Genomic DNA, 26,329 nt, shown 5'->3' on the forward strand with positions numbered 1-26,329 from the left:
CCTCGCCGGCAAGGCCCCCGAATGGGACCGTCCCGCGCCCACCCTCCGCCAGACCTACGACGAGTACGCCCGGCTCCACGACGCCGCCGACCTGCCCGCCCAACGCGCATACTGGCGCGGCCAACTCCACGGCCTCCCCCGGCAGGGCGACGGCGAGCTGAAGGTGCCGCTGGAGCAGGCCCTCGCCTGGGGCCCGAAGGCCGGGCACATCCTCACCGTCAGCCCGCAGGTTCTGCAGCGCTGGGACCAAGCGGCCCGGGAGCACCGGTTCAGCCGCTCCAGCTACTTCGTCGCCGCCTTCGCCACCGCCCTGCGCGCCGTCCACCAGCAGGACGACATCGGCCTGCTCATGATCGTGGCCAAGCGCGGCAGCCGCGTCCTCGACTCCGCGTTCACCACCCGGATCAACTCCAACTGCGTGCGGGTACGGTTCGCGCCCGGGCAGGACCTGATCCGGCACGTCCAGCAGACCGTCGACGAGCTGATGGCCGCCCAGGACGTGCCGTTCTCGGAGAGCGCCGCGGACCCGGCCGTCGGGCTGCCCAGCGAGGTCGTCGCCGGCCTGCCCGGCTTCGCCTACCAGGACAACGTGGTGCTCCCGCTGGACCTGCCCGGCTGCCGCACCGAGGAGGTCGTCGAACCGTACGCCCGGGAGGTGATGAGCGGCCTCACCGTCGAGGCGATCCCCCGCCACGCCGACGCCCTGCTGCGCATCACGATCCGCACCGACCTGCTGCCGTTCGCCCTCGCCGAGGAGCTGGGCGCCCACATGCTGCGCTTCCTCGAAGCGGGCCCCCAGGTCACCGGCCCGGTGCGCTGAGGGCCCCGCCCCCGTCCGAACCCGGGCGGTCGCCGGCCCGCCGGTGCCGGTCGACCGCCCGGGCGTGCGCGTGGGCGATCAGCCGGTCCACCTCCGGGAGCAGATCGACGCCGGGACACAGGACGCACGCCCAGCCGTGCAGGCCGTACGCGGGGTGGGGCATGATCTCGCCCTGCCGGGTGAAGTCGATGCCGGCCCGGTGGTCGGGAAAGCGCGCGGGCGGGTAGCCGAACCGGCGCTGGAACTCGGCACGGCCCAGCTCGACGTTGAGACGGTGGACGTCGGGCCGGTCGAGGCGCGAGTCCTCGTCGAACCCGGGCGTGTCGTGCGCGACGATCGTGGCGAACGGCCGGCGGCGGTCCGGGCCGACGAAGAAGAACCGCTCGCCCCAACTGGCCGGCGGCGCGCCCGACGCCGCGTCGGCCCGCACCTGCGTGACTGCGGGCAGCGCGAGGATCCGCTGGGCGAGGTCGGCCTCGGTCGGGAGGCCGGCGACGGGGACGCTCGGAGGAGGCTGGGTCATGACCTCTACCGTATCGTTGAACTCCTTTGTGAAGCTGGGGCCGAGAATCAGGCGGCTGAGCCGGTGGTAAGCATCAAACGGGAGGTCAGGTGCGCAGGAGTTCCTACCGGCCGACCGACCTTGCGCGCGAGCACGGCATCTCGACGCAGACGGTCCGCAACTACGAGCGCGACGGGGTGCTGCCCCCGGCCCGGCGCACGCCCAGCGGCTATCGCGCCTACACGGCCGAGCACGTCCGGGCGCTGCGCGCCTACCTGGCGCTGATCCCGGCGCACGGGTACGCCGCCAGCGGCGAGATCATGCGCGCCGTCAACGCCGGTGACCTGGACACCGCCCTGCGGGCGATCGACCGCAGCCACGCCCAGCTGCTGCGCGACCGGGAGACGCTCGACGCCGTCGAGGTTGCCGTGGGCCTGCTCACGCGGCCACCGGCGGCGAGCCGACCCGACCGGCCCCCGACGGCCCGCCCCGACCTGTCACCGGCGGGCGGCCCCCACCAGCCACCGACGGGCCGACCCGAGCGGCCGCTGGCGATCGGTGGTCTCGCCCGCCGGGTCGGCGTGACCCCGGCGGCCCTGCGCAAGTGGGAACGGGCCGGCATCCTCGCGCCGAGCCGGGGTCAGGCCACCGGCTACCGCCTCTACTCGGCCGACGACGTGCGCGACGCCGAGTTGGCCCACCTGCTGCGGCGCGGCGGCTACCGGCTGGACCACATCGCCACGGTCGTGCGGCAGGTCCGCGACGCGGCCGGCACCGAGCCGCTGGCCGAGTCCCTGGAGAACTGGCGGCGGCGGCTCACCGACCGGGGCCGCGCCATGCTCACCGCCGCCGCGCGACTCGCGGAGCACCTGTCCCCGCCGGGCGACTGACCCGCGCGGCGGGCCAACCCCCGCAGCCTGCGCGGGCGACCGCAGCAGGCAGCCGCGCGGCGACCGGGCCGGTCACGCGCCGGGGCAGCGCCCGGACAGGGCGTAGCGCAGCAGGACGACGTCGCCGATCTGGCGGACCTCCGCCAGGCCCGCGCGGCGGCCAGGGTGCCACGGGAACCGGCCCTCGCCGGGGAAGCGCGGCGCGCGGCGGTCGCCGACGAAGAACGGGGCGACCACCAGGTGCAGCTCGTCGGCGAGGCCGGCGCCGAGGAACAGGGCGTGCACGGCCGCGCCGCCCTCCACCATGAGCCGGCGCACCCCCCGGGCGGCCAGGTCGGCCAGCACCCGGCAGGGGTCGACCGGGTCGCCGCCGTCGGCGACGGTGGCCAGGCCGCCGAGCCGGTGCCGGGTCTGCGCCAGCACGGACGTGGCACAGTAGACGACCCGTTCCGCGTCCCCGACGGTGAAGAACCGGGCCGCCGGGTCGAGGTCGCCGCTCGCGGTGACGGTCACCTTCGTCGGCGACGGCGGCAGGCCGCGCGCGGCCCGCTCGGTGCGCCGCCGCGGCGAGCGGATCACCAGGCGAGGATCGTCGGCCCGGACGGTGGCCGCGCCGACGAGGATCGCGTCGCACCCGGCCCGCACGGCGTCGACCCGGTCCAGGTCCGCCTCGTTGGACAGCAGCAGCCGCTGGTCGCTGGCGTCGTCGATGTAGCCGTCGATCGACATGGCGCAGCTGAGCAGCACGTACGGCCGGGGCGTGGCGGGCGCGCCGGCGGCCGGCGCGGCGTCCTGCGGGGTCGGCGCGGCGGCGGTCACCGGACGAACGGGAGGTCGATGGTGTGGGCGGCGCGGTCCACCTTGGCCGCGAGGTAGCCGGCGTTGGCGTCGGACAGGTGCAGCCCAGTGGGCACCCGCTCGGCCACCTCGATGCCGAGTCGGCGCAGCTGGTCGGCCTTGTCCGGGTTGTTGCTGAGCAGGGCCACCCGCTCGGCGCCGAGGGCCGCCAGCATCTGCGCGGCGACCGTGTAGTCCCGTTCGTCCGCGCCCCGCCCCAGGGCCAGGTTCGCCTCGTAGGTGTCGAGCCCGGCGTCCTGCAGGGCGTACGCGTCGAGCTTGGCGTAGAGGCCGATGCCGCGCCCCTCCTGGCGCAGGTAGAGCAGGAGCCCACCGGCGGCGGCGATCCGCTCGACCGCCTCGCGCAACTGCGGCCCGCAGTCGCACCGCTGGCTGCCAAACACGTCCCCGGTCAGGCACTCGCTGTGCGGGCGGACCAGCGGCGGCGACCCGCCGGCGGCGGCCCGGTCCACCGCGACCGACCAGTCACCGAGCCCGAACGCGAGGTGCTCCCGGCCGTCCACGAGGCCGTGGAACGAGAACACCCGGGCGGAGGTGGCGTAGCCGTCGGGGAAGCGCAGCGGGACCGTCACCTGGGTCCGGATGGTCGCGACGGGCAGTGCTTCGGACATCGGTCTCCTTCGTCGGACGGTCAACCGTGCACGCCGGTGCGCGCCGGACGCGACACCCACCGGGCGGCGCGGGCGGTGGCGACGGGGGCCGGGGACACGACGCCGGTCGCCGCGGGCGACGGAAGTCGGCGGGCCAGCAGCACCACGCCCCCGGGCAGGCTCGCCACCAGCGCCAACGCCCCGTACACGGTGGCGGCGGCGACGCCCTGGGCGGCGGTCAGGCCGGCGGCGGCGAACGCCCACGCGGCCACCCCCTCGCGCGGCCCGAACCCGCCCACGTTCAGCGGCAGGATCATCGCGAGCAGCGCGAGCAGCGTCAGCGGCAGCAGCCGGGACAGCGGCGCGTCGACGCCCGCCGTGCGGGCCGCGACGACGAACGTGGCCAGGTGGCCCGCCAGCACCACGGCGGAGGCGACCAGCACGCCGACCCAGGTCCGCCGGCCCAGCACGCCGGAGCGGACGTCGGCCACGGCGGTGCGCAGCGCCCGAGCCCACCGCGACGCCCCCGACCGGGGCGCGACGCGACCCAGCAGCACCGCGCCCAGGCCGGCGGCGACGACCAGCCCCGCCGCCGCCGGCAGGTGCTGCCGCACCGGCGACGGGAACGCGGCCAGCACGCCCACCGCGAGGACCACCGTGACCGCCTGGCCGGCCGTGCGCTCCCAGACCACGGCCCGCACGCCCCGGCCGACGTCCCCGCAGTCGCGGCCGTGACGCACCGCGCGGTCGACGTCGCCGAGCACCCCGCCGGGCAGGGTGGAGTTGAGGAACACGGCCCGGTAGCAGTGCGCCACCGCCTCGCGCAGCGGCAGCCGGACGCCCAGCCCGGCGGCGACCAGGCTCCACCGCCACGCGGCGCAGACGGTGGTGACCAGGCCGATGCCGAGCGCCGCCGCGACGGCCGCGCCGTCGATCAGGCGCAGCCCGGCGACGAACGGGCCGCTGCCCAGCCGCCACAGCAGGGCCGCCAGCACCGCGACCCCGGCGAGGGTGCGCGCCCACCCCCAGAACGACCGGGGCAGCCGGCCGACGCGTGTGGCGGGCGACGCCGCCGGTTCCGTGCTCGCTGGCAAACCCGGACCTCCCTGCACGATCATCTTCCCTCCGGGTTCACGTGTGGCACGCCCGGATGGTTCACCCGCAGCCGGCGAGCAGGTCGGCGTGGTCGACCAGGACGTCGAGCGTACCGGCGTGGGCGGCGGCCCGCCGGGTTCGGCCGTACGCCGTGGTCCGCCCGGTCAGCTCGGGCCGCTGCTCGCGGGCGGCGCCCAGCCAGCCGGTGAACCACTCGGCGGTCAGCTCGGCGCGGTCCGGGCCGAGCCGCCACGGGCTGGGCCGGGTCAGCACGTCGACGCCCCGGCGGGCGAACGCGGCCACGCAGGCGGCGACGGCGTCGGGGCCGAGCAGCGCGCCCCGGCCGGGGGCGACGCGCCGCTGGTGGTCGTCGAACGCGGCGGCGACCTCGGCGTCCAGCGGGTCGGCGGGGGTCAGCCGCACCCGGCCGACCACGGTGAGGGTGAACAGCGTCGGCCTGCCGGCGCAGGCCGCCACGATCCGCTCGACCTCCTCGGCGGTGAGCATGTCCAGCAGCGCCGACGCGGTGACCAGGGACGCGTCGGCGAGGTCGGCGGCGGACAGGCGGGTGATGTCACCCTGCCGGGTCTCCACGGTGACCTCGCCGCCGCCGGAGGCGGCGAGGCCCTCCAGGGCGGCCCGGGCCCGCTCCAGCAGGCCGGGGTCGCGGTCGTGGAGCACCCAGTGCTGCGGGCCGGGCAGCCGGGGGGCCAGCCAGCGCCCCATCGATCCGGTGCCGGCGCCCAGGTCGTGGATCACGACCGGCCGGTCGCCGGCGAGGCGTCGGCGCACCGGTGCCAGCAGGTCCACCGCGCGGGCCGCCGCGTCGGCGGGCTCCCGCAGTCGCAGCCAGCCGGCGAAGGCGGCGGTGTCGTCGCCGTCGCTCATGTGGCCCGCCGCGCCGTCGTGGCCGTCGCGCGTGCGGACCGTCGGATTCCCGGTGCCGTGGCCGTCGCGCGGGTGGGCCGTCGGGCCCCCGCCGCCGTGGGCGTCGCTCATGTCGCCGCTCCCTTCAGGACCGCCGCGAGGATGGTGGAGGTGGTCGACCAGCCGGTCAGGGCCGGCCGGCGGGCGCGGGCGGCGCGGCGCAGCCGCTCCCGCAGGCCGGCGTCGCCCAGCCAGGCGCGCAGCGTGCCGGCCAGCGCCGCCGGGTCGTCGGGCGGCACCAGCAGGCCGGGACGTACGCCGTCGGGGGTGTGGCCCAGCGCCTCGGGCACGCCGCCGACGTCCGTGGCCAGCACCGGGATGCCCCGCGCGAGGGCCTCGGTGACGACCATCCCGTACGTCTCGCCGCGTGAGGCCAGCACCAGCAGGTCGGCGGCGGCGTACGCGGCGGCCAGGGCGGGGCCGGTGCGCGGGCCGAGCAGTTCCACCCGCCCGGTCAGGCCGGACCCGTCGGCCTGCCGGCGCAGCCGCCGCACGTGGGCGGGGTCGCGGGTCAGCGTGCCGACGCAGGCGCACCGCCACGGCAGGTCCGCCACCGCCGCCAGGGCCGCCAGCAGCACGTCGTGCCCCTTGTGCGGGGCGACGGCCGCGACGCAGAGCAGCGCCGTGCCGGCGGCCGTGCCGGCGACCGGTGGCGCGGGGTCGACCCCCGGCACGGCGACGTGGACCCGGTCGGCGGGCAGCCCGTACCGGTCGAGCAGCCGGCGGCGGGTCCACTCGCTGGTGGCGACGACGGCCGTGGCGGCGGCCAGGGCGCGGGCCTCGGCGGCGTCGTCGCGCGGCATGTGGACCAGCACGACGAGCCGCAGCCGGCCGGCCTGCGCCCGCAGCTCCTGCGGGGTGACCGAGGCGACGAGGCCGTCGAGCAGCACCACCGCGCCGTCGGGCAGGGCGGCGAGCCGGGCGGCGAGGTCGGCCCGCGCGGCCGGGCCGGGCGTCGGCCAGTCACCGGGCACCGGATGCTCGTGGACCCGCCAGCCAGCGTCGACCAGCCCGGCGCAGACCCGCCGGTCGTAGTGGTTGCCGCCGCTGGGAGTGGCCGGGTCGTCGATGTCGCCGGGGAGCACCACGTGCACCTCGGGACGGGCGCCGGCGGGAGCCGCCCCGCCGGCCGGGACGCCCCCGCCGGCCGGGGCCGGGGCTGTCACAGGGGCCGCTCGTAGCTGGCCCAGGCGACGTGCGACTCGTGCAGGGTGACGGTGATCCCGGCCAGTCCCCGCGCGCCCGCGCCGAGATCGCCGGCGTGCACCCGGTCGGCGAGCCGGTCGGCGACCGTGCGGGCCAGCACCTCCGTGGTCGTGTTCACCCCGGCGAACGCGGGCTCGTCGTCGAGGTTGCGGTAGGTCAGCTCGCCGAGGACGGCGCGCAGTTGCTCGGTGGCCAGGCCGATGTCGACGACGATGCCGTCGGCGTCCAGGTCGGGGCGGCGGAACGTGGCGTCGACGACGAACGTGGCACCGTGCAGGCGCTGCGCCGGGCCGAAGACGTCACCGCGGAAGCTGTGGGCGATCATCATGTGATCGCGGACGGTCACGCTGAACACGGGTCACTCTCCTGATAGGTGATGAGGTGGCACAGGGCGGGCAGGCTGCCGTCGGTGAGGCCGGCGAGCACGTCGGGCAGTTCCGCGAACGGCGAGCTGCCGGTGATCAGCGCGTCGAACGCGGGGTCGGCGAGCAGTTCCAGGGCGAGGGCGAGCCGGTCGGCGTACGTGCGGCTGCCCCGGCGGGCCGGGGCGACCATGCCCACCTGGCTGCTGCGCACGGTCAACCGGCCGGAGTGGAACGCCCCGCCCAGCGACAGCCGCACCGCGCGGTCGCCATACCAGCTCAGCTCCACCGCCGTACCCTCCGGGGCGAGCAGTTCCAGCGACCGCTGCAGCCCCTCCGAGGTGGCGCTGGCGTGCACGACCAGGTCGCGTCCGCCGGTGGCCCGCTCGGGGGTGGCGAAGTCGACGCCGAGCGCGGCGGCGACGGCGGCCCGGGCGGGGTCGGCGTCGACCAGTTCGACCCGTACCCCGGGGAAGCGGGCGAGCAGCGCGGCGACCCCGCAGCCGACCATGCCCGCGCCGACGACGCTCACCCGGTCGCCGATCAGCGGCGGGGCGTCCCACAGGGCGTTGACGGCGGTCTCCACGGTGCCGGCGAGCACCGCGCGGGCCGCCGGCACCCCGTCGGGCACCGGCACCACGGCCGAGGCGGGCACGACGTACGCGCTCTGGTGCGGGTGCAGGCAGAACACGGTCCGCCCGCGCAGCTCGGCCGGGCCCTGCTCGACGACGCCGACGCTGAGGTAGCCGTACTTCACGGGGGCCGGGAAGTCGCCCTCCTGGAACGGGGCGCGCATCGCGGTGTGCTGGTCGACGGGGACCCGGCCGGCGAAGACGAGGGTCTCGGTGCCGCGGCTGACCCCCGAGTAGCGGGCGCGCACCAGCACCTCGTCGGGGCCGGGGGCGGGCAGCACCGCGGGGCGGATCTCCCCCACCCCGGGCTCACGCAGCCAGAACGCGTACGCCTCGCCGGTCACCGGAGGGTCCTCGTCGTCACGTCGTCCTCCTCGCGTTGCCCGCCGCACCGAACCGTTCGGCCGGATTCTCCGTGTTGTTCGTCGACAGCCCGTCGAACAGCAGTCTCTCGATCATCAAACACGGAGGCACGGTGCGCAGGGTTCAACACGGTCCGCTGGCAGGACTGGTCAGCCTGTTCGTCCTGCTGGCGGGGATCGGCGCGACCGTCGGCCTCGGCCCGGCGGGCTGGCTCGCCGGCACGGCGTACGGGATGGTCCTGTGCGGGCTGCTCGCCCGGGCGCTGCGCGGGGCGGGCGGCTCCGGCCTGGGGCCGGCGGACGTGGTGACGTTGGGCCGGGCGGTGCTGATCGGCGGGGTGACGGCGCTGGTGGCCGACGGGTTCACCCGGGCCGCGCCGGTGCCGTTGCTGGTCGGCCTCGCCGCCGTGGCGCTGCTGCTGGACGCCGTCGACGGGCAGGTGGCGCGGCGCACCGGCACCGAGAGCGACCTCGGGGCCCGGTTCGACATGGAGGTCGACGCGTACCTCATCCTGCTGCTGGGCGTGCACCTCGCGCCCACGGCCGGGGGCTGGGTGCTCGCCCTGGGCGCGATGCGGTACGCCTTCGTGGCGGCCGGCTGGACGTCGCCGTGGCTGCGCGGGACGCTGCCGCCGCGGCAGTGGCGTAAGGTCGTCGCCGCGCTCCAGGGCATCGTCCTGGTCGTCGCCGCGGCCGGGGTCCTGCCGCCGGTCGGGGCGACGGTGCTGCTGGCCGGGGCGTTCGCGCTGCTCGTCGAGTCCTTCGGGCGCGACGTCGGCTGGCTGTGGCGGCACCGCCCGGTCGCCGCGACCGACGGCGCGGTCCTGCGCCGGGACGAGCCGGTCCGGGTACCGGCCCACCTGCCGGCCTGACCGCCCACCGGATGCACGGGAGAGAAGACGACGTGACGAACCACCCGGGCGACCCGACCGACGCGGCCGGCGACGACCCGATCCGCGCCACCGGCGACGGCCCGACCCGCGCCACCGGCGACGATCCGACGGGCGAGGGCCCCACCGACGCCACCGGCGGCGGCACGGGCGGCGACGAGGGTCGGCGCGCGGCGGACGAAGCGGGCCGGCCGGCCGAGGTGCCGGGGCGGGGTCGACGGGTCCGCCGGGCGGTCGGCGGCCCCCTGGCCGCGCTGCTCGTGGCCGCCGCCCTCACCGCTCCGGACCAGTTGCGGGAGCTGAGCCCGGCCGCGTTCCTGCGGCTGCCGGTCGAGGCGCTGATCGTCGCCGCCGCTCTGCTCGCCCTGCCGCCGCGCCCCCGCCGGGTGGTCGCCGCGCTGACCGGGGCCGCGCTGGGGCTGGTCACCGTGGTCAGGCTCACCGACCTGGGCTTCCAGGTCGCCTGGGACCGCCCCTTCGACCTGGTGTCGGACTGGGTGCTGTTCGACGACGCGTACGCGTTCCTCGCCGGCTCGGTCGGCCGGGCCGGTGCGGTCGGCACCGCCGTGGGCGTCGTGCTGCTCGCCGTGGGCCTGCTGGTGGCGCTGGCGCTGGCCGCGCTGCGCCTGGCCGCGCTGCTCGCCCGGCACGACACCGGGGCGAGGAGGGCCGTCGCGGCGCTGACCGTCGGCTGGGTCGCCTGCGCCGCCTTCGGGGTGCGGATCGTCCCCGGGGTGCCGGTGGCCGACAGCGGCGCGACCGCCCTGGTCCGCTACCACGCGGTCCAGGTGCGCGGCGGGCTGTCCGACGGCGACGTGTTCGCCGCCGAGGTCGCCGCCGACCCGTTCCGGGACACGCCGGGTGACCAGCTGCTGACGGCGCTGCGCGGCAAGGACGTCGTCGTCGCGTTCGTCGAGAGCTACGGCCGCGACGCGGTGGAGGAGCCGGAGTTCGCGCAGGTCGGCGCGGTGCTCGACGAGGGCACCCGGCGGCTGCGGGCGGCCGGGATCGGATCCCGCAGCGCATACCTCACGTCCCCGACGGCGGGCGGCGGAAGCTGGCTGGCCCACGCCACGCTGCTGTCCGGGCTGTGGATCGACAGCCAGCAGCGGCACCGCAGCCTGCTCGCCACCGACCGGCTCACCCTCGGCGGGGCGTTCCAGCGGGCGGGCTGGCGGACCGTCGGGGTGATGCCCGGCGCGCTGGCCGACTGGCCGGAGGGGAGGTTCTACGGCTACGACCAGTTCTACCCGGCCCGGGAGCTGGGCTACCAGGGGCCGAAGCTGGGCTACTTCCTCATGCCGGACCAGTACGCCCTGTCGGAGCTGCAGCGCCGCGAGCGGTCGACCCCCGGCCACCCGCCGGTGATGGCCGAGATCCCGCTGACGTCCAGCCACTCACCGTGGACGTCGTTCCCGCGGGTCATCGACTGGGACGACGTCGGCGACGGCTCGGTCTACCACCGCAACTCGGCGGTGGCCGACGTCGGCGGCAAGCCGGTGCGCCGCACCGCCGCTCAGATCCGCGCGGACTACCGGCGCACCGTCGAGTACACGCTCAAGTCGCTGATCTCCTACGTGGAGACCTACGGCGACGACGACCTGGTGCTGGTCTTCCTCGGCGACCACCAGCCGTCCCCGGTCGTCACCGGCGAGGACGCCAGCCGGGACGTGCCGGTCACCATCGTGGCCCGCGACCCGAAGGTGCTCGACCGGATCGACGGCTGGCAGTGGCAGGACGGGCTGCGGCCCGGTCCGGGCGCGCCGGTGTGGCGGATGGACACCTTCCGGGACCGCTTCCTCACGACGTTCGGGTCCCGGCCCGACCCCGGAGCGCCGCCGGTCGCCGCGCCGCGCTGACCGCAGTGCCGTCCGGGCGGGTCAGGCCGCGGTGACGCCAGGCCGCGTCAGGCGGCCTCCCGCCCGGAGCGGGGGTGTTCGGGCCGGGCCGGCGCGGCGGGTCGGGGGCGGGGCGCGGGGGCCTGCGCTCCCGTCGCGGCGTCGCCCCGGGCCAGCCGCATGGCGCGCTCGGCGTTCCGCAGCGGGTCGCACGGGGCCTGCCGGCCGCCGCAGAGCAGGTTCTGGCAGCGGCCCGTGGCGTCGGGCTGGTGGGCCTCGGCGACGTCGTACGCCAGCCGCCACAGCAGCGTGTCCGTCACGTCGCTCGGCGGAGCCGTGTCGTGACTGGACCGGTGGTGCGTTGTGCCGGACACGCGGAAACCCCTCTCGTCGTCGCTACCCGAACAGGTTGACCGGCATTCCGGCCCGCTAAACCCGCCCCGGGCAGGCGGTTGGTCACACCCCGCCGATTGTCGTTCCCCGCCGCAAATGCGGTTGCCGGCGCCGCCCGGCCTCTGCTGTGCTCGTCGTGAGCCGTCCGATCGAAGGGAGCAGCGCCATGACCGACTCGTCGAGGTCCGCCGCCAGCCCGAGGTTCGTCCCCCTTCAGGATGCGAGGCTTCATGAGTACGTCGACCCCGGGGCGCACGCCCCAGGCGAGCACCACTAGTCCCCACCGTTTCGCCGCCGCGCCCGCGCCCCGGCAACGTCACGACGGGGAGGCCGGCTGATGTCGATCTTCGACGATCCCGGCCTGTTCGGCCGGCTCTGGGCGGCCGGCTACGACACCGGCACCAACCCCGACCCGGCCCCGGCCGTGGACTTCCTGGCCGACCTGGCCGACGGCGGCCCCGTGCTGGAGTTGGCGATCGGGACGGGCCGGGTGGCCCTGCCCCTGGCGGCGCGCGGCCTCACCGTCGAGGGCGTCGAGGCGTCGCCGGAGATGGTGGCGCGGATGCGCGCCAAGCCGGGTGGCGACGGCATCCCGGTGGCGATCGGCGACATGGCCGACGTGCCGGTGACGGGGCCCTACCGCCTGGCCTACCTGGTGTTCAACACGCTGTTCAACCTCGTCGACGAGTCCCGACAGCAGGACTGCTTCCGCAACGTGGCCCGGGTGCTGGCGCCCGGCGGCGCGTTCGTCGTCGAGGCGTTCGTCCCCGACCCGGCCGGCTTCGACCGCGACGAGCAGCTTCAGGTGCGCGAGGTGACCGAGGACTCGGTGACCCTGCGGGTGCACCGCTACGACCGGCCCGCGCAGCGGTTCGTCCGGCAGACCATCGTCATCGACGGCCGGGGCGCGCGGCTGGAGCCGTTCGCGATGCGGTACTGCTGGCCGGAGCAGATCGACGAGCTGGCGGAGCGGGCCGGGTTGCGCCTCGCCGCCCGGTACGCCGACTTCGACCGGCGGCCGTTCGACGCCGACAGCCGCTCGCACGTCTCGGTGTACCGCCTGCGGTGACGGGCCCGACGCGCCGGCCGGCACCCGCCCGGCCGGCGCGTCGGGGCCACCCGGCCGGCGCGGGTCCCGCCCACGGCGAACCGAGTGGTCCAACCAGTTGACGGGTTGATGTGGGCGGGGCCACACTGCACCGCATGACCTTCGTCCCTGTCCCCCGGGGTTCCGTCTCCGACCACGTCTTCGCCCAGCTCCGCGACGCCGTCGTCAGCGGCGCGTACCGGCCCGGCGACACCCTGCCCGGCGAGCGGGAGCTGGCCGCCGCGTTCGCGGTGAACCGGCACGCCGTGCGCGAGGCGCTGCGCCGCCTGCAACAGCTCGGCCTGGTCCGGGTCAGCCAGGGCGGCGCGACCCGGGTCCTCGACTGGCGGGTGCACGCGGGGCTCGACCTCGCCCTGTCCCTGGTCCGCTCCGGCGACGTCCTGCCGGTCGACACTCTGGTGCGGGACATGCTGGAGATGCGTGCCTGCATCGGCGTCGACGCCGCCCGGCTCTGCGCCGAACGGGCCGACGCGGCAACGCGGCAGACCGTCACCCGCGCCGTCGAGGAGTACGCCGCGCTCGCGCCCGACCTGCCCCGGATGGCCGAGGCCAACATCACCCTGTGGCGGCACGTCGTGCGCGGCTGCGGCAACACCGCGTACCTGCTGGGCTTCAACAGCCTCGTGGCCGGCGCGCTCGCCGTCGGCGAGGTGCCGCCGCAGCGGCGCGCCGCCGAGCTGCTCGACGTCGCCGGGCACCGGCGGCTCGCCGCCGCGATCGCCGACGGCCGGGGCGACGACGCCGCGCGGCAGGCCCGGTCCCTGCTCACCGCCGCCCTCGCCGCCCCCGCCGCGCCGGGACAGGAGTGCCGCGCATGATCCCCGCCGTGCTCTACGCCGTGCCCGCGTTCCTGCTGCTCATCGTCGTGGAGGCGCTGTCCTACCGGTTCGCCCCCGACGACGACGAACGCGGCTACGAACTGCGCGACACCGCCACGAGCCTCACCATGGGGGCGGGCAGCCAGGTGATCGGCTTCCCGTGGAAGCTGCTCACCATCGGCCTGTACGCCGGGCTGTGGACCGTCGCGCCGGTGCAGCTCTCCCCCACCAGCGTCTGGACCTGGGTGCTGCTGTTCCTCGCCGACGACCTGGCCTACTACTGGTTCCACCGCACCCACCACGAGGTGCGGCTGTTCTGGGCCAGCCACGTGGTGCACCACTCCAGCAGGTTCTACAACCTGTCGACCGCGCTACGGCAGAGCTGGACGCCGATGACGTCGCTGCCGTTCTGGCTGCCGCTGGCCCTGCTCGGCATCCCGCCGTGGATGATCTTCCTTCAGCAGTCGGTCAGCCTGCTGTACCAGTTCTTCCTGCACACCGAGCGGATCCGGGTGCTGCCCCGGCCGATCGAGTGGGTGTTCAACACCCCGTCGCACCACCGCGTCCACCACGGCGTGAACGCCGAGTACCTGGACCGCAACTACGGCGGCATCCTGATCGTCTGGGACCGCCTGTTCGGCACCTTCGAGCCGGAACGCGCCCCCGCCCGGTACGGGCTGACCACGAACATCGGCACCTACAACCCGCTGCGGGTGGCCACCCACGAGTACGCGGCGATCTGGGCCGACGTCCGCGCGGCGGCGTCCTGGCGGCACCGGCTGGGCCACCTGTTCCGCCGGCCCGGCTGGCGGCCGCTGCCAGGTCCGGCGGGAGCGGTCCGGGCCGCCGGGGGCACCCGGTGAGGCGGCTCGCGCCGTTCGGGCTGGTCGCCGCCGTCGAGCTGGTCGGCGTGGCGCTCGACAACCCGGTGCTCCAGTGGCTGGCCAAGCCGCTGCTGGCCCCGCTGCTGCTGCTCTGGCTGCTGTGGCCCGGCCCCGGCGGTCCCGGTGCCGGGCGGGCCCCCGCCGGGGCGGCGCCCACGGGCGGGCGGCGGCGCTTCGACGCGTTCGCGCTCGGGCTGGTCTTCGCCACGGCCGGCGACGTGGCGCTGCTGCTGCCCGGCGAACCCGCGTTCCTGGTCGGCATGGGCTTCTTCCTCGGCACCCAGGTCAGCCTCGTCGTGGCGTTCACCCGGCACCGACGGCCGCCCGTGGCGGCGGTCGCCGGCTACCTGGCCCTGTGGGCGCTGGCCAACGCCGCCCTGTGGGGCCCGCTCGGGGCGCTGCGGCTGCCCGTGCTCGGCTACAGCCTCGCGCTGTGCCTGATGGCCGCCGCGGCGGCCGGCGTCTCGGCGCGCGCGGCGGCGGGCGGGGCGCTCTTCCTCGTGTCCGACCTGCTGATCGGCGTGGACGCGGCCGGCACCGCCCTGCCCGGCCACGGCCTGCTGGTGATGGGCACCTACATCGCCGCGCTGCTGCTGCTCACCACGGCGTGGGCGGCGGCCGGCGGCCCGGGTGCGGCCGACCGGCCGCGCCGGACCGGGGCCGGCCGCGCGGCGCGGCGCGGCCCGGCGGCACCCTGACCCGCCGCCGGCCCGCCCCGGTGCGGGGGCGGGCCGGCGGTCGGCGCGGGCGGTCAGCGGCGGCGGCCGTACGCCCCCGCGACGATCGACACGCCGATCGCGGCGAAGACGACCTGGATGAACAGCTCGATCCAGTCGACGCCCGCCGTCTCGTCGACCCCGAGCACCCCGGCGACGAGGGTGCCGAGGATCGCGGCCACCACGCCGATGAGCAGGGTGAGCCAGATCGGGATGCTCTGCTTGCCGGGCACGACCAGCCGACCCAGCGCGCCGATGATCAGACCGATGATGATGGCGGTGAAGAAACCGGTGACTTCCACTGGGCCGTTCCTCTCGAGGGGTTGTCGCGTGCACCTCCACCGTGCCCCCGGTGGCCGGGGAGGCAAACCCGCCACCACCCGGCCGGCGGATTCTTCACCGGACTGTCACGGTCCCGCGCGGCAACCGTCATGCCACCGGCCGGGGCGCGGTCAGCCGGCCGAGTGGGCGTACCGGGCGGCCCGCTCGGCGAGCCACAGCCAGCGGCGCTGCACCTCCCCGCCGGTCGCCGCGACCATGGCGAGGGCGTCGCCGCGCACGGCGGTCAGGGCCGCCGCGTCGGCCGCCGGGTCGTCGAGCAGGGCCGCGCCGGCACGGAACGCCTCGGCCTCGGCCGACCCGCCGAAGCGGGGGGCGACCTCGTCGCGCCAGAAGTCCGCCCAGGCCAGCTCCGGGTTCCAGGAGAACCGGGCGTACGCCAGATAGCTGATCTCGTTGGTCGGGTGGTAGGCCGCCGCCTCGGCGAAGATGGTCAGCCCGCGCATACCGGCCGCCCCGGAGCGGGTGGCCATGTCGGCGTACATCTCGGGCACCCAGGAGTGGCGCTGCCGGTTCCACTGCGACCCGGCGTGGGTGCGCAGCACGTTCGTGGTGTGCGGCAGCCGGTCGACGTGGGCGGCGGTGAGGCGGTCGCGCTGGTCGTACCAGAAGCCCCGGTTCACGCAGTACTGGTAGGCGACGTCGTCGGGCAGGTCGGCGAGGGGCTGCTGCGCGTCGAGGTCGAAGATGTTGTCCCAGTAGACCTCGACGAGGTGGCGCAGCGGCACCCCGGCCGGGCCGGGGCGGCGGGCGGTCTCCAGCAGGGTCGGGTAGACCGCGCGCATCGCCTCGTACGACCAGGAGGTGCGCTCGCCGCCGGTGCGCCGGGCGCAGCGGGCGCAGGCGCAGCTGCCGTAGTCGCCGGTCTCGAAGTTGATCCCGCCGACGGGCAGGGTGTCCAGCAGCCAGTCGATGGCGTCGCGGTGCCAGGCCAGGTTGTCCGGCTGCGACGGGCAGGCGGCCATCATGTACTCGCTGGCCGGGAAGTGCAGGTCGCCGAACTCGTCGATGTCGAAGCCGACCTTCTTCGGCAGCTCCGCGGCCAGGTCGGGGCGCTGCCGCAGCCAGGTGGCCAGGTTGTAGCGGTGCCGGCCGTCGAAGTAGATGCCGCCGTAGGCGTTGATGCCGACCCCGGCGATGATCCGCACGCCCCGGGCATTGGCGTACTCGCACAGGTCACGGGCCGCCTCGACGCCGCCGTGGGCGTCGCGCAGCAGCCCGTACACGACGATGCCGCCGATCCGCTCGCGGCTGCAGAAGTCGACGAGCCGCCGGTAGTCGGCGCCGAACGCGTCGGCGGACTTGGCGTACGGGTTGAGCGCGCCGATCTCCTGCTGGCCGAGCTGCCGGGTGTCCCAGTTGGTCGAGTGGTCCCAGGTCCACAGGGTGCGCAGCGGCAGCCCGGGTGCGGCGGCGGACGCGCCAACGGGCAGGCCGGCTCCGGTGGCCCGGTCGACGAGGTCGCGGGCGGCGTACACCAGGCCGGCGAACGGGTCGCCGGTGAGCCGGATCTCGCCGGCCTCCGGCACGTCGACGTGGTGGCCGCCCTCGGGCAGCGCCGGGTCGACGGCGAGGCGCACCGGCACGGCGTCGGGGCCGCCGTCGCCCCACGCCTCACGCAGCAGCCCGGCGGCGTACGGCGCGTGCTCGGCCCCGAGCACCCGCACGCCGGCAACCTGGCGGTACGACGACATCATGTCCTCCCGAGGGTGTGGCTGGTGGCGGCGAGGTAGTCGGCCACGTCGAGCGTGGTCCACACCCCGTGCCGCCAGTAGGGGTCCTGTTCGACGAAGGCGCGGGCGGCGGTCGCGTCGGCGGCCCGCAGCACCAGCACGGAGGCGGTCAGGTCGGCGCGCGCCCCGGCGACCAGGGCGGTGCCGTCGGCGAGCAGGGCGCGCACGTGCGCCAGGTGCGCGGCCCGGTGGGGTTCGCGCCGGGCGGCGGCGTCGGCGGCGAAGGCGGCGGTGACGAGGTACGTCGGCTCGAACCGCAGCGGCGCGCCCGCGTCGGGGGTCGGCCCGGTCACGCCTCGGCCCCGATCGCGCCGAGCAGCCGCCGCATGGCGACCCGGTAGACGGCCTGCGGGCGGCCCGCGCCGGTGCTCACGTGCACGCCGACCTCCTCGGCGAAGCCGGCCGCCCGCAGGGCCTTGAGCAGGCGGCGGGCCGAGCGCGCCTCCACCCCGTACGCGTCGGCCAGCCCACGGGCGGTGACCTGGTCGGGGTCCATCTGGTGCAGGGCCTCCAGCAGCCGGCGCGTCGACAGCGGCCCGATGCGCAGCTGCTCGGAGACGCGCAGCACGCCCGGGGCGGTCTCCCGCAGCCGGGGGCGCACGGTGGTCTCCCGGCTGGAGTAGACCTCGCCGTCGGGGAAGACCACGTGGGTGTCGCCGCTGTGCCGGCCCAGCGCGAGGGCCTTGCGGGCGTTGTCCTCGGCGGCGGCGATGGTGGTGCCCGCGCCGAAGCCGACGGCGTGTTCGACGTCGACCCCGCGCAGGGTGAGCAGGGAGGCGTGCCCGTCGCGGTGCCGGGCGATGGCGCTCTCCACGGTGCCCCGGGTGGTGGTGATCACCATGGTCCGGTCGTCGACGGTGGCGAGCCGGCCGCGCATCCGCTCCGCGTGCTCCAGCAGCGCCTCCCGCACCCGCAGCCGCTGCCGCTCGGCCTGGTACGGGTCCTGCGCCCGGTGCGTCGACGCGCCGAGGTCGACCATCATCACGGCGATCTGGGTGGCCCGGGACTGGCGCACCTCGGCGGCGAGCCAGGCCCGGCGCAGCGCGTCGCGCACCGAGGCGCGGGTGTGCTCGACGCGCCACACCGGCACCCCGCTGTCGGCCAGGTCGCGGTGCACCGCGCCGAGGCAGGTCAGGCACGCCTCGACCGCGCCGGAGGCGTAGCGCTCGCGGTGGTAGGCGGTGATCTCGTCGAGCCCGGAGAAGAGCAGCCCGGAGGAGTCGGCGATCGGCAGGATCTCGGTCGGCGGGGCCACCTCGATGTCGTGGTACGTCTCGCGGACGATCTCGGCCTCGATGGTGTCCACGCTGACCCGGGGCAGCTTCCCGCCACTGGCCAGCAACATCCGCGACAGGGTCCGGTAGAGGTCGATGCCGGCGTGCGGGACGTAGTCGATCTCCGCCCGCAGGTCGCCGGCCGCGCTGGCGAACGCGTACGGGATGCGGCCGGTGAACAGCAGCACCTGGCACACCTCGTCCAGCTCGCGGGCGAGGTCGGGGGCCTGTTCGGGCCGGGTGTAGGCGCGCGCGGTGACGGTGTCCGCGCGGCCCTCCCCGGCCGCCACCTCCTGCACGAGCCGGATCGAGTCCTCCGGGCCGATGATCCCGATCACGATGCTGCCTCCATGTGGTGCGCCGCTGGCCTGGGGTGGGTGGGCTGATCAGCCGGCGCAGACCGTACCGACGAGGCCGGCACTGACCGGCGACGCCAGCAGGACCAGCACCGAGGCGACGTCCTCGGGGCGACCCAGCGCGGCCTCGACCGCGGCGATCCGCCCGCCGTCGGTGCCGTTGGCCCGCGCCTCGTCCAGCGACCGTCGCATCAGCGGCGTGTCGATGTCCCCCGGGCAGAGCGCGTGCACGCGGATCCCCTGTGGACCGAGCTGGCGGGCCAGCGTGAGCGCCAGACCGTGCAACCCTCCCTTACTCGCGCCGTAGGGTACCGAGCCGGAGCCGGTCTGCACGCCCGCCTTCGACCCGACCAGCACGAGCACGCCGTCGCCCCTGCTCAGGTGCCGGGCGGCGTGCTTGGCGACCAGGAACGGGCCGGTGAGGTTGACGGCGATGACCCGCGACCACAGCTCGACCGGCACGTCGCGCACGTCCAGGCCCTGGCCGCGCATCACGCCCGCGACGTGCAGCACGGCGTCGACCCCGCCCAGGTCGGCTGCCACGGCGTCGAACGCGGCGGCCACCTCGTCCTCGACGGTGACGTCCACGCCGCGGGAGCAGGCCGTCGCCCCGGCCGCGCGGGCCCGCGCGGCGGCGCGGTCCGCGCCGGCGGAGTCGGCGTCGAGCACGGCGACGGCCGCACCGGCGTCGGCGGCGGCGACCACGGTGGCCAGGCCGATGCCGGACGCGCCGCCGACGACGACCACCCGCCGGCCGGCGAGCAGGCCGGCGGCGGCCCCGCCGCCGGTGCCCGCACCGGACGGCGGGACCCGGTCGCCGGCACCGGACGGCGGGCCCCCGTCGCTCACGCCCGCACCGTCCGGCGTACCGCGTCGGCCACGGTCGCGGCCTCGGGCACCACGACGGCCTGCAGGGCGGGCGCGGCGGGCATCGGCACGTCCGGGGCGGCCACCCGGGCGATCGGCGCGCGCAGGTCGGCGAAGCACTCGGCGGCGGCCCGGGCGGCGATCTCCGCGCCGAACCCGCCGGTGAGGTTGGCCTCGTGCGCGACGACCAGCCGGCCGGTGCGGGCCACCGACGCGGCGACCGTGTCGAAGTCGAGGGGGTTGAGCCAGCGCAGGTCGACCACCTCGGCGTCGATGCCCTCCCCGGCCAGGGTGGTGGCGGCGTCGAGGGCCGCCGACACCATCCGGGACCAGGCGACGACGGTGACGTCGGTGCCGGACCGGACGACCCGGGCCCCACCGACCGGTTCCACCGGGGCGTCGGTGCGCACCGGGCCCCGGGTCGGGTAGAGCATCCGGGCCTCGGCGACGACCACCGGGTCGTCGCTGACGACGGCGGTGCGCAGCATCTGGTACGCGTCGTCGGGGGTGGCCGGCAGCGCGACCCGTAGGCCGGGGGTGTGCGCGAAGTACGCCTCCGGCGAGTGCGAGTGCTGGGCGCACGCCCCGGGCGAGTAGCCCTGCTGCATCCGGATCACCAGCGGGGCCTTCCAGCGCCCGGCGCTGGAGTAGCGGATGGTGGCGATCTGGTTGACGATCTGGTCCATCGCCACGAACGAGAAGTCGGCGTACATGATCTCGGCGATCGGCCGCAGGCCGGTCATGGCCGCGCCGAGGGCCATGCCGAGGAAGCCGGTCTCGGAGATCGGGGTGTCGAAGATCCGGTTTGAGCCGAACCTCTTGTGCAGCCCCTTCGTGGCGCCGAACGGCCCGCCGGGCAGGGCCACGTCCTCGCCGAAGTAGACGGTGTCGGTCCGGCTGTCCAGGGCCCAGGTGAGGGCCGCGTTGACGGCCTGGATGTAGCGCAGCGACTCAGACATAGACGTGCTCCCTCGCGGTCGCCGGGTCCGGGTGGGGCACGGCGCGGGCGGCGGTGACGGCGGCCTCGATCTCGGCGTCGACCTCGGCGTCGATCGCGTCGAGCCGGGCGGTCAGGTCGGCGTCGGCGGCGGTCCGGATGCGGGCCAACGGCTCGCGTTGCCGGGCGGCGGTGATCTCGCCGGCCGGGCGGTAGTGCTGCGCGTCGCCGCTGTAGTGGCCGACGAGGCGCTCGGTCATGGCCTCCACGATGGACGGACCGGAGCCCTCGCGGGCCCGGTCCACGGCCTCGGCGACCGCGTCGTACACGGCGTCGGGGTCGTTGCCGTCGACCACCCGGCCGGGCAGGCCGTAGCCGGCGGCCCGCTCGGCGAGCTGCTTGACCCGCACCATGTCCGAGATGCGCGACATCTCGGAGTAAACGTTGTTCTCCACCACCAGCACCAGGGGCAGGTCGAGCACGGCGGCGAGGTTGAGCGCCTCGTGCACGTTGCCCTGGTTCATCGCGCCGTCGCCGATGCTGACCACCGACACCGCGCCGCTGCCGGTGCGCTGCGCGGTGAGCGCCGCACCCGTCGCGATCGGCACCCCGGCGCCCACGATGGAGTTCTCGCCGACGAACCAGCGGCCCGGGTCCGACAGGTACGGCGAGGCGGCGCGCCCGCCGCACAGCGCCGAGTCGCGGCCCATCATCTCGGCGAACAGGCCCGTGAGGTCGACGCCCCGGGCGATCGCCCAGCCGTGCCCCCGGTAGGTCGCGGTGACGTGGTCCCCGTCGCGCAGCGCCCGGCAGGCACCGACCGGGATGGCCTCCTGGCCGTTGCACAGGTGGATCGAGCCCGGGATCTCGCCGGCGTCCTTGAGGGCGGTCAGCCGCTCCTCGAACCGGCGGATCCGGGCCATGAGCCGATAGTCGTCCGGCAGCCCCATCACACCCCCCAGAGATAATTGAGCCTTATTCCGGCTCGTTGGTTGTGGAGCCTAGACCAGCAGTCCAAGGCTATGGAAGAGTGCTGAAGCAAGTTTGTGGCCGTTATTGGTCTCTAATTTGGGAGCGGGCATGGAGATCGTCGAGGTCGAGTCGGCGGTGCGCGGCGACGCGCACTTCGTCCAGGTGCACACGGCGGACGGGCTGACCGGGGTCGGCCAGTCCGCCTGCTGGGGCTACCCGACGGCGGTGCACGCCGTGGTGGAGGCGTTCCGGCCCTACCTGATCGGGGCGGACGCCGGCCGGATCGAACACCACTGGCACCACCTCTACCGGATGGGCCCGTTCCGCGGCTCGGTGCTCACCGCCGCCGTCTCCGCCGTCGACCTGGCCCTGTGGGACCTGCTCGGCAAGCGGCTCGGCGTGCCGGTGTGGCAGCTGCTGGGCGGCCGGGTGCGCGAGAGGATCCGGCTGCACCTGCTGCTGGGCGGCACCGGCGCACAGGCCCTCGCCGCCGAGGCCGCCGCCGCCGTCGCCGACGGCTTCACCGCCGTGAAGTTCGACCCGCTGCCGGCGAACTACGGCGACCTGTCGCAGGCCCGCCTCGTGGCCGAGACCGAGGCCACCACGGCGGCGGTGCGCGACACCGTCGGCGCGGACGTCGACCTGCTGATCGAGCTGCACCGCAAGCTCACCCCGTTGCAGGCCGAGGCGGTCGTGCCGGCGCTGGCCCGGCACCACCCGCTGATGGTGGAGGACGCGATCCAGATCGACAGCGTGAGCAGCCAGGCCGGGGTGCTCCGGCGGGCGCCGGGCGTGCCGATGGCCAACGGGGAGCGGCTGCACACCATCTGGGAGTTCAAGGAGCTGCTCGCCCAGGGCGGCGCGCAGTACGTCCGGCCCGACGTCGGGCTCGCCGGCGGCCTCAGCCACGCCCGCAAGATCGCCGCGCTGGCCGAGGCGCACCACGCGGCCGTGGTCACCCACAACTGCCTCGGCCCGCTGCTGACCATGGCCTCCGTGCACCTGGACACGGTCATCCCGAACTTCGTCACCCAGGAGTACTCGCCGCTGGACGACGCGCTCGCCGACGGCCCGGCGCGGGCCTGCGTGCGCCGCGAGGGCGGGTTCCTGCCCGTGCCGCAGGACCCCGGGCTGGGCGTCACCCTCGACCTGTCCGACCCGACGCCGCTGGACCTGACCGGCCGGCCGCTGACCCGCATCCCGCTGCGCGCCGACGGCTCCGTCGCGTACGCGGTGTAAGGAAGGGCCCCCTGTTAACGCCTGCGGTAGAGAAGGGAACCCTTCTCACCGCAGGCGCAGGCGGCGCGGGGGCGCGGGGGGCGCGGGCGGCGCGGGGGGCGCGGTGGGCGACGCGGGTGCGGTGGGGGCGACGCGCACCGCCCCGCTAGTCCTGGGGCGGGTGGCCGGGGTGGTGGAACACCCGGTGCGCCCACAGCGGCTCGCCGTCGGCGTCGGCGATCTCGGCGAACAGGTGCGCCAGCGACGCCGTCCACCGGGCCTGCACCGGCGAGGCGCCGGTGACCGCGTCGGCGTGGGCGAAGCCCGAGCGGGTCCGCAGCACGCAGATCAGCAGCAGGTCGCGCCGGTAGATGGCGTACTCGTAGATCCCCGCCTCGTCGAGCAGCGCGGACAGTTCCGGCCACACCTCGGCGTGCCGGCGCTCGTACTCGGCCTCGGCGCCGGGGCGCAGCCGGTACAGGTGGCACACCTGCTCCCCCGGCCCGGCCGTCGCGCCCGCCGCGCGCCCCGCCGGGCCGGCGCCGCCAGCCGGCGGACGAGCGGGGCCGGCACCCGCCGGGGCGGTCACTTGCCCGAGCCGGCCAGCGCGCCGGAGACGAGCTGCCGCTGGAAGACCAGGTAGATGACCAGCACCGGCAGCAGCGCGACGATCAGGCCGGCGCTGACCAGCGGCACCGACACGTCGTACTGGCCGCTGAGCAGGGAGACGCCGACCATCAGCGTCTTGCTGTCCGAGCCGCCCATGATGACCAGGGGCAGCAGCAGGTCGTTCCACATCCAGACGAAGTTGAAGATGGCCAGCGCCGCGAGGGCCGGGGTGGCGATGGGGGCGAGCAGCCGGAACAGGATGGTCAGGTGCCCCGCGCCGTCGACGCGGGCCGCCTCGATCAGCTCGTCGGGCACCTGCTGGAAGTAGCCGGCGAGCTGATACGTGCCCAGCGGCAGCCCGAACGCCGCGTACGCCAGGATCAGGCCCTGGTATTCGCCGGACATGCCCAGGTCGAGCACGGTCTGGTAGAGCGGGTAGATGATCGCCTGGCTGGGGATGGTCAGGGTCACGATGATCAGCAGGAAGACAATCTTGCGACCGCGGAAGCGCAGCTTCGTCACCGCGTACGCGACCAGCAGCGCGGCGAGCACCGACAGCACCAGCCCGCCGACGGTGGTGATCAGCGAGTTGAGCAGCAGCCGGGGCATGTTCATCCGGCGGAACGCCTCGAGGTAGTTGTCCAGGGTGATCCCGGCGGGCAGGCCCAGCGGGTCCTCGGCGAAGCCGGCCTGCGTCTTCAGCGAGCTGACCACGGTGAACAGCAGCGGGTAGATCGCCGCGACGGCGACGACGACCAACGCGAACGTCAGCAGGTAGCGCCCGATGCGGGCGGAGTGGCGCGCGTTCATCGCGGCTTACGGGTCCCCTCTGTGAACATGTGCCGCACGCTGAAGATCGACAGCACGGCGACGAAGACGAACAGGGCGATGCCGATGGCCGAGCCGTAGCCGCGGTCGAGGAACTGGAAGGTGGTGAGGAAGACCAGGTACTCGGGGAGCATGGTGGCGTCGCCCGGCCCGCCCTGGGTCAGCGCGTAGATCAGCGGGAACAGCCAGATCAGCACGCCGGAGGCGCAGAGCACGCTCCAGTACGCCACGGTCGGGCGCAGCATCGGCACGACCACCGAGAACAGCCGCCGCCAGAAGCCCGCCCCGTCGAGGTACGCCGCCTCCAGCGTCTCCTCGGGGATGGTGGCCAGGCCGGCGAGGTAGGTCATCACGCCGAGGCCGAAGAAGCTCCACAGGGCGACCGCGACCAGCGAGAACAGCGCGCTGTGCCGGCCGTTGAGCCACTCGATCGCCAGCGGCTGCAGGCCGACGCCGCGCAGCAGGGCGTTGAGCGGCCCGTCGGGGGCGAGGATCTGCCGGAACATGATGCCGACGACGATGGGCGCGATGGTGTACGGCACGAAGTAGACGGCGCGGAAGAACTTCCAGCCCGGCGAGCGCTGGTGGATGAGCAGCGCCAGCACCAGCGGGACCACGATCCACACCGGCAGGGTGGCCACCACCAGCAGGGCGTTGCGGAAGCTGGTGAGCACCATCGGGTCGTCGAACATCCGGGTGTAGTTGTCGGCCCCGGCGAACTCGCTGCCGCCGAACCCGCTGGACGACTCGAAGCTGGTGAGCACGCCCCGCGCGAGGGGCACCAGCTTGAACAGCACGGCCAGGGCGAGCGCGGGCAGCACCAGCGCGGCGCCGAGCCACCATTCCCGGGCCTGTCCCGGCCGGTGGGCCCGGCGGCGGCCGGGCGCGGGCGGGGCGTCGGCGGCCACCGGCTCCGACGCGGGCGCCGTGGAGATCGTCATCAGGGTTCCTCCCCCGGGGCTGGCCGGGCGGGGCGACGAGGGGTCGCCCCGCCCGGGGTGGCTACTTGGTCTGCTTCTTCGTGGGGCTGCGCTCCAGCGCCTGCTGCATCTGCTCGGCCCACTTGTCGACGGTGAGCTGGCCGAGGGTGACCTGCTGCCAGCCGCGGGCCAGGGCGTCGGCCTCGGGGCCGGAGAGCATCACCCCGGCGTGCAGGGTCGGCTGGGCCACCAGCTCCTGGATCTTCAGGAAGGCCGGCGACGAGGGCAGCAGCGCCTTGTCGACGTTCTTGTTCAGCGGCTGGCCCTTGCCGTACTTGACCCACAGCTCGCCGTTCTCCTTGCCGGCGAGCCAGGTGATGAACTCCAGGCCGGCCTGCTTCTTCTGGCTCCACTGGGTGACGCCGTAGACGGCGCCCTCGATGCCGGAGAACTTCTGGGCCAGCGGGGCCGCCGGGTCGATCGCCGGCCACCGGGTGACGCCGAGCTTGTCGTCGCCGAGGGCCTTGCCGAACGCCTCCCAGTTCACCGCGTCGGAGATGATGGTGCCGGCGAACGCGGCGTCACCGCGCTGGAAGATGTCCGCGCCGTCGGGGAGCATGGTGATCGACGGGGCGTTCTTGTTCGCCCAGCCCTTGGTGGTGATCTCCGCGAGCTTCTCCAGCACCGCGACGAGCTTCGGGTCCTTCCAGGACAGCTTGCCGGCGAGCAGGGCCCGGATGTCGTCCTCGGTGAGATAGTTGCGGGCGATCTCCGGGAAGTCCCAGTACGCCGGGAAGGTGCCGGAGAGGCCGAGCGCGAGGCAGGTCTTGCCGGCCTTCTTCACCGCGTCGCAGGCCGCGCCGAACTCGTCCCAGGTCGCCGGGGGCTTCTCCGGGTCCAGGCCGGCGGCGGTCAGGACGGCCTTGTTGTAGTAGAGGACGTTGCCCTGGTAGGAGAACGGCACGCCGTAGCAGGTCTTGCCGGTGTCGAAGCCCTCGCAGGCGCCGCTGTAGGTGACCAGGTCCTTGGTGATCTCGGCGGCCTTGTCGCCCAGCGGCACGTACGCGCCGCGCCGGTCGAACAGCTCCAGGCCGGCGTTGTTGGCCATCACGTCCGGCCCGGACTGCGAGGTGATGTACGGGCCCTGCACCTCGGGGTACTTGTCGAAGGGGACGGACTGCATCTCCAGCTTGATGTTCGGGTGGCCGGCCTCGAAGGTGCTCTTGACCTGCTTCCAGTACTCGGTGCCGCCGGGCTCCCAGGTCAGCACCTTCAGGGTGACCGGGCCGTCGCTGGCGTCGTCACCGCCGCCGCCGCATCCGGTCAGCAGCGCGGCGGCCGCCATGCCGGCGGCGAGGGCACCGGCCAAACTCCGTCGAAACATC

28 protein-coding genes and 1 pseudogene are annotated in these 26,329 nt (G+C 75.4%); 9 read left to right on the forward strand and 20 right to left on the reverse strand.

Annotation, left to right across the window (positions count from 1 at the left end):
* On the forward strand, nucleotides 1–820 hold an 820-nt coding region (locus ACVMYR_RS29635), incomplete at its 5' end, for a condensation domain-containing protein (protein ID WP_431897815.1).
* Here the strand turns inward: ACVMYR_RS29635 and ACVMYR_RS29640 are convergent.
* Nucleotides 801–1,343 (reverse strand): DUF6194 family protein, encoded by a 543-nt coding sequence (locus tag ACVMYR_RS29640; RefSeq protein WP_457123378.1) that lies wholly within the window; start codon nucleotides 1,341–1,343, stop codon nucleotides 801–803. The two genes, ACVMYR_RS29635 and ACVMYR_RS29640, sit on opposite strands and share 20 nt — an antisense overlap.
* An 89-nt stretch (nucleotides 1,344–1,432) precedes the next feature.
* Between ACVMYR_RS29640 and ACVMYR_RS29645 the strand changes: the two genes are divergently transcribed.
* A complete protein-coding gene (locus ACVMYR_RS29645; RefSeq protein ID WP_457123379.1) occupies nucleotides 1,433–2,212 on the forward strand; it encodes a MerR family transcriptional regulator in 780 nt (259 codons plus the stop codon).
* Nucleotides 2,213–2,284: 72 nt separating this feature from the next.
* Here the strand turns inward: ACVMYR_RS29645 and ACVMYR_RS29650 are convergent, their stop codons facing one another.
* The 7 genes from ACVMYR_RS29650 to ACVMYR_RS29680 all read right to left on the reverse strand — a co-directional run bounded on the left by ACVMYR_RS29650 (nucleotide 2,285) and on the right by ACVMYR_RS29680 (nucleotide 8,226).
* On the reverse strand, nucleotides 2,285–2,959 hold the full coding sequence (locus ACVMYR_RS29650) for a RibD family protein (RefSeq protein WP_256092144.1): 675 nt from the start codon (nucleotides 2,957–2,959) through the stop codon (nucleotides 2,285–2,287).
* A gap of 68 nt (nucleotides 2,960–3,027) precedes the next feature.
* On the reverse strand, nucleotides 3,028–3,681 hold the full coding sequence (locus ACVMYR_RS29655) for a GTP cyclohydrolase II (protein ID WP_396792681.1): 654 nt from the start codon (nucleotides 3,679–3,681) through the stop codon (nucleotides 3,028–3,030).
* Nucleotides 3,682–3,701: 20 nt separating this feature from the next.
* On the reverse strand, nucleotides 3,702–4,778 hold the full coding sequence (locus tag ACVMYR_RS29660) for a lysylphosphatidylglycerol synthase transmembrane domain-containing protein (RefSeq protein WP_091284580.1): 1,077 nt from the start codon (nucleotides 4,776–4,778) through the stop codon (nucleotides 3,702–3,704).
* Between the two features lie 37 nt (nucleotides 4,779–4,815).
* Complete coding sequence (locus tag ACVMYR_RS29665) at nucleotides 4,816–5,643, reverse strand: class I SAM-dependent methyltransferase (RefSeq protein WP_457123402.1); 828 nt, start codon at nucleotides 5,641–5,643, stop codon at nucleotides 4,816–4,818.
* A 107-nt stretch (nucleotides 5,644–5,750) separates the two neighbouring features.
* A complete protein-coding gene (locus tag ACVMYR_RS29670; protein ID WP_457123403.1) occupies nucleotides 5,751–6,776 on the reverse strand; it encodes a glycosyltransferase family 4 protein in 1,026 nt (341 codons plus the stop codon).
* A gap of 68 nt (nucleotides 6,777–6,844) precedes the next feature.
* A complete protein-coding gene (locus ACVMYR_RS29675) occupies nucleotides 6,845–7,243 on the reverse strand; it encodes a 6-pyruvoyl trahydropterin synthase family protein (protein WP_043963320.1) in 399 nt (132 codons plus the stop codon).
* Entirely contained in the window at nucleotides 7,231–8,226 is a 996-nt protein-coding gene (locus ACVMYR_RS29680; RefSeq protein WP_396792679.1) for a zinc-binding alcohol dehydrogenase, read from the reverse strand. Before ACVMYR_RS29680 ends, ACVMYR_RS29675 begins: the two co-directional genes overlap by 13 nt.
* A gap of 131 nt (nucleotides 8,227–8,357) precedes the next feature.
* On the opposite strand from ACVMYR_RS29680, the pseudogene ACVMYR_RS29685 reads away from it, so the two are divergent.
* Both ACVMYR_RS29685 and ACVMYR_RS29690 read left to right on the forward strand, forming a co-directional pair.
* Nucleotides 8,358–9,041 (forward strand): annotated as a pseudogene (locus ACVMYR_RS29685) (CDP-alcohol phosphatidyltransferase family protein); the annotation flags it as partial.
* A gap of 86 nt (nucleotides 9,042–9,127) precedes the next feature.
* On the forward strand, nucleotides 9,128–10,993 hold the full coding sequence (locus ACVMYR_RS29690; RefSeq protein ID WP_457123380.1) for a sulfatase-like hydrolase/transferase: 1,866 nt from the start codon (nucleotides 9,128–9,130) through the stop codon (nucleotides 10,991–10,993).
* Between the two features lie 47 nt (nucleotides 10,994–11,040).
* Here the strand turns inward: ACVMYR_RS29690 and ACVMYR_RS29695 are convergent, their stop codons facing one another.
* Nucleotides 11,041–11,346: a hypothetical protein gene (locus tag ACVMYR_RS29695; RefSeq protein ID WP_396792675.1), complete on the reverse strand. Its 306-nt coding sequence runs from the start codon at nucleotides 11,344–11,346 to the stop codon at nucleotides 11,041–11,043.
* Between the two features lie 356 nt (nucleotides 11,347–11,702).
* Between ACVMYR_RS29695 and ACVMYR_RS29700 the strand changes: the two genes are divergently transcribed.
* The 4 genes from ACVMYR_RS29700 to ACVMYR_RS29715 all read left to right on the forward strand — a co-directional run bounded on the left by ACVMYR_RS29700 (nucleotide 11,703) and on the right by ACVMYR_RS29715 (nucleotide 14,873).
* Nucleotides 11,703–12,434, forward strand: a complete 732-nt coding sequence (locus ACVMYR_RS29700; RefSeq protein ID WP_431897824.1) for a class I SAM-dependent methyltransferase — start codon at nucleotides 11,703–11,705, stop codon at nucleotides 12,432–12,434.
* A 134-nt stretch (nucleotides 12,435–12,568) separates the two neighbouring features.
* Nucleotides 12,569–13,291, forward strand: a complete 723-nt coding sequence (locus ACVMYR_RS29705) for a FadR/GntR family transcriptional regulator (protein ID WP_077937697.1) — start codon at nucleotides 12,569–12,571, stop codon at nucleotides 13,289–13,291.
* Nucleotides 13,288–14,154, forward strand: coding sequence for a sterol desaturase family protein (locus ACVMYR_RS29710; RefSeq protein WP_043963316.1), 867 nt, complete (start codon nucleotides 13,288–13,290; stop codon nucleotides 14,152–14,154). The genes ACVMYR_RS29705 and ACVMYR_RS29710 overlap by 4 nt, the downstream gene beginning before the upstream one ends.
* Nucleotides 14,151–14,873: a lysoplasmalogenase family protein gene (locus ACVMYR_RS29715; protein ID WP_457123381.1), complete on the forward strand. Its 723-nt coding sequence runs from the start codon at nucleotides 14,151–14,153 to the stop codon at nucleotides 14,871–14,873. The genes ACVMYR_RS29710 and ACVMYR_RS29715 overlap by 4 nt, the downstream gene beginning before the upstream one ends.
* 53 nt (nucleotides 14,874–14,926) lie before the next feature.
* Here ACVMYR_RS29715 and ACVMYR_RS29720 read toward each other — a convergent pair whose 3' ends face one another.
* The 7 genes from ACVMYR_RS29720 to ACVMYR_RS29750 form a co-directional block, all read right to left on the reverse strand.
* A complete protein-coding gene (locus tag ACVMYR_RS29720; RefSeq protein WP_077937694.1) occupies nucleotides 14,927–15,193 on the reverse strand; it encodes a GlsB/YeaQ/YmgE family stress response membrane protein in 267 nt (88 codons plus the stop codon).
* Between the two features lie 150 nt (nucleotides 15,194–15,343).
* Entirely contained in the window at nucleotides 15,344–16,924 is a 1,581-nt protein-coding gene (locus ACVMYR_RS29725; protein ID WP_457123382.1) for a hypothetical protein, read from the reverse strand.
* Complete coding sequence (locus ACVMYR_RS29730; protein ID WP_077937706.1) at nucleotides 16,924–17,256, reverse strand: YciI family protein; 333 nt, start codon at nucleotides 17,254–17,256, stop codon at nucleotides 16,924–16,926. Before ACVMYR_RS29730 ends, ACVMYR_RS29725 begins: the two co-directional genes overlap by 1 nt.
* Entirely contained in the window at nucleotides 17,253–18,575 is a 1,323-nt protein-coding gene (locus ACVMYR_RS29735; RefSeq protein WP_077937692.1) for a helix-turn-helix domain-containing protein, read from the reverse strand. The genes ACVMYR_RS29730 and ACVMYR_RS29735 overlap by 4 nt, the downstream gene beginning before the upstream one ends.
* Nucleotides 18,576–18,623: 48 nt before the next feature.
* A complete protein-coding gene (locus ACVMYR_RS29740; RefSeq protein WP_457123383.1) occupies nucleotides 18,624–19,442 on the reverse strand; it encodes an SDR family NAD(P)-dependent oxidoreductase in 819 nt (272 codons plus the stop codon).
* A complete protein-coding gene (locus ACVMYR_RS29745) occupies nucleotides 19,439–20,419 on the reverse strand; it encodes an alpha-ketoacid dehydrogenase subunit beta (RefSeq protein WP_457123384.1) in 981 nt (326 codons plus the stop codon). The genes ACVMYR_RS29740 and ACVMYR_RS29745 overlap by 4 nt, the downstream gene beginning before the upstream one ends.
* Entirely contained in the window at nucleotides 20,412–21,347 is a 936-nt protein-coding gene (locus tag ACVMYR_RS29750) for a thiamine pyrophosphate-dependent dehydrogenase E1 component subunit alpha (protein WP_091284597.1), read from the reverse strand. The genes ACVMYR_RS29745 and ACVMYR_RS29750 overlap by 8 nt, the downstream gene beginning before the upstream one ends.
* 130 nt (nucleotides 21,348–21,477) lie before the next feature.
* Here ACVMYR_RS29750 and ACVMYR_RS29755 point away from each other — a divergent pair, with 130 nt between their 5' ends.
* Complete coding sequence (locus ACVMYR_RS29755) at nucleotides 21,478–22,608, forward strand: mandelate racemase/muconate lactonizing enzyme family protein (RefSeq protein ID WP_052503792.1); 1,131 nt, start codon at nucleotides 21,478–21,480, stop codon at nucleotides 22,606–22,608.
* 145 nt (nucleotides 22,609–22,753) lie between these two features.
* Here the strand turns inward: ACVMYR_RS29755 and ACVMYR_RS29760 are convergent, their stop codons facing one another.
* The 4 genes from ACVMYR_RS29760 to ACVMYR_RS29775 all read right to left on the reverse strand — a co-directional run bounded on the left by ACVMYR_RS29760 (nucleotide 22,754) and on the right by ACVMYR_RS29775 (nucleotide 26,328).
* The gene (locus ACVMYR_RS29760) at nucleotides 22,754–23,077 is read right to left on the reverse strand and encodes an L-rhamnose mutarotase (RefSeq protein WP_096761644.1); all 324 of its coding nucleotides are present in this window, start codon (nucleotides 23,075–23,077) and stop codon (nucleotides 22,754–22,756) included.
* A gap of 95 nt (nucleotides 23,078–23,172) precedes the next feature.
* Nucleotides 23,173–24,006, reverse strand: a complete 834-nt coding sequence (locus ACVMYR_RS29765) for a carbohydrate ABC transporter permease (protein ID WP_077937686.1) — start codon at nucleotides 24,004–24,006, stop codon at nucleotides 23,173–23,175.
* On the reverse strand, nucleotides 24,003–24,965 hold the full coding sequence (locus ACVMYR_RS29770; protein WP_091284601.1) for a carbohydrate ABC transporter permease: 963 nt from the start codon (nucleotides 24,963–24,965) through the stop codon (nucleotides 24,003–24,005). Before ACVMYR_RS29770 ends, ACVMYR_RS29765 begins: the two co-directional genes overlap by 4 nt.
* A gap of 61 nt (nucleotides 24,966–25,026) precedes the next feature.
* The gene (locus ACVMYR_RS29775) at nucleotides 25,027–26,328 is read right to left on the reverse strand and encodes an ABC transporter substrate-binding protein (protein WP_363633571.1); all 1,302 of its coding nucleotides are present in this window, start codon (nucleotides 26,326–26,328) and stop codon (nucleotides 25,027–25,029) included.
* Nucleotide 26,329: the final 1 nt, after the last annotated feature.

Source organism: Micromonospora sp. PTRAS2, from assembly GCF_054052245.1.

Excerpts from the sequence above, each read along its gene's own strand:
- ACVMYR_RS29640 (WP_457123378.1), bottom strand. The coding sequence starts at position 1,343 with ATGACCCAGCCTCCTCCGAGCGTCCCCGTCGCCGGCCTCCCGACCGAG.
- ACVMYR_RS29655 (WP_396792681.1), bottom strand. The coding sequence starts at position 3,681 with ATGTCCGAAGCACTGCCCGTCGCGACCATCCGGACCCAGGTGACGGTC.
- ACVMYR_RS29660 (WP_091284580.1), bottom strand. The coding sequence starts at position 4,778 with ATGATCGTGCAGGGAGGTCCGGGTTTGCCAGCGAGCACGGAACCGGCG.
- ACVMYR_RS29665 (WP_457123402.1), bottom strand. The coding sequence starts at position 5,643 with ATGAGCGACGGCGACGACACCGCCGCCTTCGCCGGCTGGCTGCGACTG.
- ACVMYR_RS29690 (WP_457123380.1), top strand. The coding sequence starts at position 9,128 with ATGCACGGGAGAGAAGACGACGTGACGAACCACCCGGGCGACCCGACC.
- ACVMYR_RS29700 (WP_431897824.1), top strand. The coding sequence starts at position 11,703 with ATGTCGATCTTCGACGATCCCGGCCTGTTCGGCCGGCTCTGGGCGGCC.
- ACVMYR_RS29705 (WP_077937697.1), top strand. The coding sequence starts at position 12,569 with ATGACCTTCGTCCCTGTCCCCCGGGGTTCCGTCTCCGACCACGTCTTC.
- ACVMYR_RS29710 (WP_043963316.1), top strand. The coding sequence starts at position 13,288 with ATGATCCCCGCCGTGCTCTACGCCGTGCCCGCGTTCCTGCTGCTCATC.
- ACVMYR_RS29725 (WP_457123382.1), bottom strand. The coding sequence starts at position 16,924 with ATGTCGTCGTACCGCCAGGTTGCCGGCGTGCGGGTGCTCGGGGCCGAG.
- ACVMYR_RS29745 (WP_457123384.1), bottom strand. The coding sequence starts at position 20,419 with ATGTCTGAGTCGCTGCGCTACATCCAGGCCGTCAACGCGGCCCTCACC.
- ACVMYR_RS29750 (WP_091284597.1), bottom strand. The coding sequence starts at position 21,347 with ATGGGGCTGCCGGACGACTATCGGCTCATGGCCCGGATCCGCCGGTTC.
- ACVMYR_RS29755 (WP_052503792.1), top strand. The coding sequence starts at position 21,478 with ATGGAGATCGTCGAGGTCGAGTCGGCGGTGCGCGGCGACGCGCACTTC.
- ACVMYR_RS29765 (WP_077937686.1), bottom strand. The coding sequence starts at position 24,006 with ATGAACGCGCGCCACTCCGCCCGCATCGGGCGCTACCTGCTGACGTTC.
- ACVMYR_RS29770 (WP_091284601.1), bottom strand. The coding sequence starts at position 24,965 with ATGACGATCTCCACGGCGCCCGCGTCGGAGCCGGTGGCCGCCGACGCC.
- ACVMYR_RS29775 (WP_363633571.1), bottom strand. The coding sequence starts at position 26,328 with ATGTTTCGACGGAGTTTGGCCGGTGCCCTCGCCGCCGGCATGGCGGCC.